The organism is Synergistaceae bacterium (genome assembly GCA_021372895.1).
In the GTDB taxonomy this organism is placed as follows: Bacteria; Synergistota; Synergistia; order Synergistales; family Synergistaceae; genus JAJFTP01.
In genome coordinates this window covers 1-4,271 of sequence record JAJFTP010000073.1, presented here as the reverse complement: position 1 = coordinate 4,271, position 4,271 = coordinate 1, and the positions used below count along the sequence as shown (strand labels likewise).

Annotated in this window: 5 protein-coding genes; all 5 read left to right on the top strand. The window is 46.0% G+C overall.

The annotated features are described in order from the left end of the window. The coding region (locus LLF78_06745; GenBank protein ID MCE5202190.1) for a tripartite tricarboxylate transporter permease at nt 1–411 on the top strand (411 nt) is incomplete at its 5' end. Between the two features lie 47 nt (nt 412–458). Next, nucleotides 459–1,466, top strand: coding sequence for a tripartite tricarboxylate transporter substrate binding protein (locus tag LLF78_06740; GenBank protein ID MCE5202189.1), 1,008 nt, complete (start codon nt 459–461; stop codon nt 1,464–1,466). A gap of 187 nt (nt 1,467–1,653) precedes the next feature. Continuing rightward, nucleotides 1,654–2,544, top strand: a complete 891-nt coding sequence (locus tag LLF78_06735; GenBank protein ID MCE5202188.1) for a shikimate dehydrogenase — start codon at nt 1,654–1,656, stop codon at nt 2,542–2,544. Nucleotides 2,545–2,640: 96 nt separating this feature from the next. After that, nucleotides 2,641–3,564, top strand: a complete 924-nt coding sequence (locus LLF78_06730) for a hypothetical protein (GenBank protein MCE5202187.1) — start codon at nt 2,641–2,643, stop codon at nt 3,562–3,564. Nucleotides 3,565–3,855: 291 nt separating this feature from the next. After that, nucleotides 3,856–4,271: thiamine pyrophosphate-binding protein (locus LLF78_06725; GenBank protein ID MCE5202186.1), on the top strand; the 416-nt coding region annotated here is incomplete at its 3' end.

Sequence of the window (4,271 nt, the reverse complement as noted above, 5' to 3'; positions counted from 1 at the left end):
ATAGCAAACATCGCCCTGTTTGTACTTGGCATGTGCAGCGTACGCCCTTTCTCAAAGATAATAGAAATCCCTAAAAATATCATAATGCCGGTGGTAATCATACTTTCGGTAATCGGAACGTACGCGATCCAGAACAGTGTCGTTGATGTCTTTTACATGGTCGGGTTTGGTATTTTGGGATATTTCATGAGGCTTTATGGTTATGCAACAGGACCAATGGTACTAGGCATTATCCTGGGTCCCATGCTTGATGCGAATTACCGCAGGACTATGCAGGCCGCTGAGAATCAGTTGGTGCCTTTTATCACAGGATTCTTTACAAATCCGATCAGCCTTTTCCTGACCATGTCGATAATTATTATGCTCTTTACTCAGACAAAAACGTATAAAAAGTGGCGCGGGATTATATAAACACTAAAGCTATAGGTTACAGGAAATCAGGAAATGAGAGGAAGCGGATGGTAATGAAGAAAACATGCATAACATTGCTTATGTTGCTTGTCATGGCTGGTACTGCATTTGCCGCATATCCTGAGAAGAACATTCAGGGATACATAATGTGGGGTGCAGGCGGTGCTCTGGATAATGTCGCAAGGGCTATTGCTCCTGCGGCTGGGAAATATCTTGGAAAGACGATAATAATGCAGAACAAAACAGGTGCAACCGGTGCGATCGCCGCTACGTTTGTGGCGAATCTGCCGCCGGATGGATACAGTATTCTTTTTGGCGCTGAGAACCCGAATTTGTATAAAGTTACGGGACTTTCCAAGATTGACTATGATAACTTTGAACCTGTTATGCTTTTCATGGCGAACGTCGGCATAGTCCTTGTGCCCAAGGATTCCCCGTATAAGGATTACAAATCTCTCATTGAGGCAGTCAAAGCCGGTAAGAAACTGAACATGGGTTCAACAGGACCCGGAGGGCTTCCTTTTGTTGCCACATCAATGATCAACGCGATCCACAAGACCAACTTCAACCTTGTTCAGTTCGACGGAGAAGGCCCTGCTATAACTGCTCTCATGGGCGGACATATTGACGTTGTTGCTGTTGGGCTGCTGGCCGCCGCTTCGTTTGTCAACTCAGGTGCGGTCAGAGGCCTTGTACTTCTAGCGACAGAGAGATCATCAAGTGTGAAAGATGTACCTGCCGTAATGGAGATATATCCCAAGGAATATAAAAAATATCTGCCGTGGGGAGCATTTTTCGGTGCGTTCGTCCGCAAGGATACGCCTAAGGAAATAGTTGACAAACTTCGTGCCGCGTTTGAGAAAGCTTACAAAGATCCGAAGTTTGATGAATTTGCAAAGACCATGGGCGGGGTGAAGCTTGGACTCACAGGTGATGCGGCGCGCAAATACATCAAGCAGAACCAGTCGGTCAGCTGCTGGCTGCTGTATGAATCAGGCGGGGCAAAATTTTCACCTGCAGATTTCAATATACCAAAACCGGGAGCAAAGAAGTAATTTCATCTGACACATATGAGGTCAGGAGGCAGGAGGTTCCGCACAATTGGGACTTCCTGCTTTTCATAACGGATGCGGCGTGAATATATAATATATTGCTGATCGCGGCCAAAAGACAAAATTGCAAAAGTAATGAAGGCATGGTTTTTTAGTGAGAAAATGGAGTTTGATCCTGAGGAGGAACATGATGAATAACACATTCCGCATAATAAGCCTCAAAACAAAAAAAGCAGGGCTCATCGGCGACCCTCTGGGGCATTCTGCCTCTGCTGCAATGCACGGCGCCGCGTATTACCAAATGGGGCTCGATGCAATTTATATTCCCATGGAAATTCCTGCAGACAGGGTCGATCTTGCAGTCAAGAGCCTGGAACTGCTGAATTTTATGGGATGCAATGTTACTCTTCCGCATAAACAGACCGTACTGCCGCTTATGGATGAGCTGGATGAATCAGCGCAGAGTTGTGGGGCTGTCAATACCATACTCTTCAGAGGTGGCAGAAAAATCGGATATAACACTGATGGTTCGGGTTTCGTGCGTGCCATAAAGGAAAAAGCGGGTTTTGATCCTAAAGGCAAAAAGTGTCTTGTCATTGGCGCCGGCGGAGCCGCAAGAGGCGTAACTTTTGCCCTTGCGATGGCCGGAACGAAGGAGTTTATAATACTTAATCGTGCAGAGGAAATTGAAATGGCGGAAAGACTTTCGGCAGATATGAATTCGTGCTGTCCAGGAATCTCTGCTGCGTCTGTGCTTAGCCATGAAGCCGTAGCTGAGGCGCTGAAACAGGCAGATTTTGTACTCCATGCCACTCCTTTGGGAATGACTCCGCATGAGGACACGGTCGCCTTTGATACATCCCTTCTTAAGCCAGGCCATGCAGTCTTTGACGTTGTATACAACCCCAGAGAGACGCGCCTTCTTCGTGAGGCGGCGGCACGCGGATGCAAAACGCTTGGCGGTTTATGGATGCTTGTTTACCAGGGAATAGAGGCAATCAGGATCTGGACTGGGAAAGATGCACCTGCTGATGTAATGGCCGAGGCTGCGGAAAAATTTCTCACCGAACTGAAATGCTGAGCTTTCTAAAATAAATTGCGATACAAGGAAAATAAATAAGATGGAGCACGGCAGTTTTTTTCTGCTCTCCGTGGATTTCCGGACTGGAGGATACGGATGAATACAGCAACACAAAAAGCACTGGCCGCCCTGATAATTATCGCAATAGGGTATGTTTTTAAGTACATTGGTGTTTTCAAAAAAGATGATTACAAAATTACAGCAGTCATGAGCATGAACATAACTCTGCCTGCTGCAATAATCACCAGTTTTGCAACATTCAAACAGGATAGCGCGCTTTTTGTTGTTGTGTTGCTTGGAATGCTTTGCAACTTACTGCTTTTGGCGGCCGCATGGTTTATTACGAGAAAAAAGGAGACAAAAGAACGGATTCTGCCGATATTCTGTACTCCGGGGTATCTGATCGGTGTCTTCACGCTTCCGTACGTGGGTAGTATCCTCGGGGCATATGCTATGATCGTCGCTTGCATGTTTGACATCGGCAATTCGATACTTACGGCCGGCGGAACATATGCCATAGTATCTTCTCTCCTTCTAAAAAACGGAGGAGCAAAGACAACGCCCGGGACGATATTCAGGACGCTGACTTCATCGGTTCCGTTTGATATTTATATCGCGGCCCTGATATGGACATTTCTTGACCTTAGAGTTCCTGGCTGGCTTCTTGGTTTTGCAGCTCCGATAGGCAGCGCCAATTTCTTTGTTTCTATGCTGATGATTGGGATGATGATAGACATATCTAACTTAAAAAAGCAGGTAAGGTCCATCGCCGGTATGCTTTTGTTCAGATATGGCACGGCTGTTGTTTTGGCAGTGCTGTTTTACCGCTACACCCCTTTTTCTCTTGAGATCCGTCAGGTTCTTGCTATTGTAGTCTTTTCTCCGATATCCGCCCTTGCTCCGATATTCACTGAAAAATGCGGAGGTGATCATGCATCCGCAAGCCTGGCCGGATCTGTTTCCATCCTTTTGAGTATCATCTGCATGACCTTCAGCTTTATTCTGATGGGTGTAAGTTGAGCTGTGTTTGTTCATCCAAATACAGCTTTTGCCTGATAAGGTAAATATTATTACAGACTTATATCCGTCGTAATTTTTGTAAAAACGCAAACTCTTAAAAGAGAAACCATACTTTTCCGGCCAATGGGAAAAAGTTTTATAAAATGGTATCTTGACAAGTCGCACGAAGTTCATTATTGTATATATGTTTCCGTTAATCAGATTAAAATTCCATTAAACGGAAAATATTGCCCAATTTCAGGAAACAACCTTTTCTCTTATTACATAAATAAATCATATGGAGGTGCGGTAATGCAGAAAGATCTAGTTGCGTATCAGCTTGTTAAGTTTCTTGAAGCTCGCGGTGTTGAGAAAATTTTTGGGCTCTGCGGACACACGGTTATTGGATTTCTCGATGCACTGAAAGAGAGCAAAATTCAGTACATATCTGTGAGGCACGAACAGATCGCTGCGCACGCTGCAGATGGATATGCCCGCGGAAAGGGCTGCAAGGTCCCGGGAGTTGTGATGACACACCTAGGGCCCGGGCTGACAAACGCGACAACTGGAGTTGCGGAGGCCGGCCTTAATTCGATCCCGATGGTAGTTATCGCAGGGGACGTTCCTACATACTACTTTGGGCGGCACCCTCACCAGGAAGTCAACATACACGCGGACGCGAGCCAGTATGAGATATATCGCCCGTTCGTTAAGCGCTCATGGCGCGT

Coding starts and splice junctions, on each gene's coding strand:
- LLF78_06730 (MCE5202187.1), top strand. CDS start 2,641: ATGAATACAGCAACACAAAAAGCACTGGCCGCCCTGATAATTATCGCA.
- LLF78_06735 (MCE5202188.1), top strand. CDS start 1,654: ATGAATAACACATTCCGCATAATAAGCCTCAAAACAAAAAAAGCAGGG.
- LLF78_06740 (MCE5202189.1), top strand. CDS start 459: ATGGTAATGAAGAAAACATGCATAACATTGCTTATGTTGCTTGTCATG.